A 1,975-nucleotide genomic window follows, 5' to 3' on the forward strand; every position below is an offset into this window, starting at 1 on the left:
TGAGTGTAGGCTTCTAGCGTTCCTGAGAACTACTAGAACTTCCTTCGAGGTACTATTAGTAGTAGAGTCACTGACTACTGGATTCGCTCTACGGCATTTTATCGTTGGGAACAGTCCCAGCCCAACGCGCTTTATGTTAATCGCGGCGTTCACGTCACGGTCAACCCAAAGCGAATGTTCAGCATCCCAATACTCCCGCATGTCGCGGTCAGTGAAGATAAACTCGTCTCGATAAGCGAGTAATTGAGAGGTGTATGCAGGTTTTACTGCTATCGTCCTAGCCCCAGCTTTTCCAGCTATGTATTCTAGGATTATGAAAAATTGCCCAAATGCTGCATCGTTCCAGGATTTGTTTAACCCGGATTTTGCAGACTGACCATTGGGTAGATACTTGCCATTTTCGTCTTGCTTTGCTTTGTTCCGTTTCGACAAAGCCTTAAGGTTTAAATCTTCATGTACAAAAACTTTCTTGCCTGTTCGTACCAGCATGTGAGCAGTTTTAAAAGCATGGTCAATCCTAGCTCTAGCAATACGTTGATGTTCGCGTCCTTGACGCTTGGCATATTTTAGACGGGCTTTACTACCTTTGCGCTTGTTTTCTTTACGGCACGAAACTTTGGCTAGCCGTTTTTCAGATTTCCTGAACGATTTCAGCGATAGTACTTTAGTTCCTTGTGAAGTCGCCAAGTAATCGTTTTCGTGCAGTACCGCGTCTATCCCCAAAGTGTTCTCCCAAGTGGGAGTAACTTCATCTGGGTTAAAGACTGGAACGGTTGGGTCTTCCAAACAAATAGTGGCATACCATCCATCAGATTTCTTGGTTAGCAACATATTTTTGAGAACGAACCCATCCGGTAATGGGCGGTGTAATCGTACTTTTAACCAGCCTTTAAGCTTTGAAATTGACAAAAATAACCAATCTTTTTCTATTCTTTCAATGGTTATAGCTTGTCCTTCAATCCTCAAAGTGCGGTAACGTGCTGAATTCTTAAAACGTGGTCGCCCACTACGTTTTCCGTTGCTATCTCCGCGAATAAAGCGCTTAAATGCCAGGTCTACCCGTTTTGATACATCTTGTAGCGTTTGAGACGGCACAGACGTTAAATCTAGTAATTCACCAGAGTGTTGAACAATAACCAAATCTTCTTTCAGGGCTGGTAGCTGTTTTTTCTGAGAATAAAAATCTGGATTTTCTCTTAACACTGGCAACGAGCAAGTCAACGGGCATGAATCAACATTACAACGATTATTTTGCCACCAGTCGAACCTATCCCCAAGCTGTTTGTTATACCAATACTGAGCAACCCGTAACCATCTGTTGAGTTGTTGTTTCTGATTAGTGTCAGGATAACCGCGATATTGATAGTTAAGCAGCAAAGGGAAATCACCTCCTTGAACTTTGGGCAACGTCATTATTCTAGACTACACTGATTATAGTAGAGTTGCTGAAAAATATGTGAAAAATGATTTTGTTTCCAAGGGGAGGTCAGTCAGTGATTTGAAAGCTCATCTTGTACTGACAACAAAATATCGCCGCAAAGCTATTACAGGTCAAATGTTGCAGCGTTTACACGTTATCCTTGAAGATTTATTGGTTAAGTGGGATTGCAAACTTGTAGAATTTAATGGCGAATCTGACCACGTACATTTATTGTTTCAATACCACCCAGATTTGCAATTAAGTACACTGGTTGGGAACATCAAATCAACCACATCTCGCAGACTCAGACAAGAATTTACAGAACATCTCACTCGTTTCTATACCAAAGACGTTTTTTGGAATGGCTCATACTTCGTTGCTAGCTGTGGCGGCGTTACCATCTCGACATTGAAGCAGTACATTGAATTGCAAGACCGACCCGAAAGTGGCGATTCCTCAACCATCCCACTCCCTCATCAACCTAACGGTTGATATCGGTCGGAGATGGTTTCGTCGTCGCCCAAAAATTCATCCCACACTGCCTTTCAGGTCAGA

The 1,975-nt window shown here is 42.7% G+C and carries 2 protein-coding genes; one reads left to right on the forward strand and one right to left on the reverse strand.

Going from position 1 to position 1,975, the window contains the following annotated elements; translation table 11 throughout:
- The coding region (locus DP117_RS35120; protein ID WP_248277981.1) for a transposase at positions 1–1,413 on the reverse strand (1,413 nt) is incomplete at its 3' end.
- Positions 1,414–1,456: 43 nt separating this feature from the next.
- Here DP117_RS35120 and tnpA point away from each other — a divergent pair.
- Positions 1,457–1,912, forward strand: coding sequence for an IS200/IS605 family transposase (tnpA, locus tag DP117_RS35125; RefSeq protein WP_169222754.1), 456 nt, complete (start codon positions 1,457–1,459; stop codon positions 1,910–1,912).
- Positions 1,913–1,975 lie beyond the last annotated feature (63 nt).

The sequence above is a fragment of the Brasilonema sp. UFV-L1 genome, from assembly GCF_012912105.1.
Taxonomy (GTDB): Bacteria; Cyanobacteriota; Cyanobacteriia; order Cyanobacteriales; family Nostocaceae; genus Brasilonema.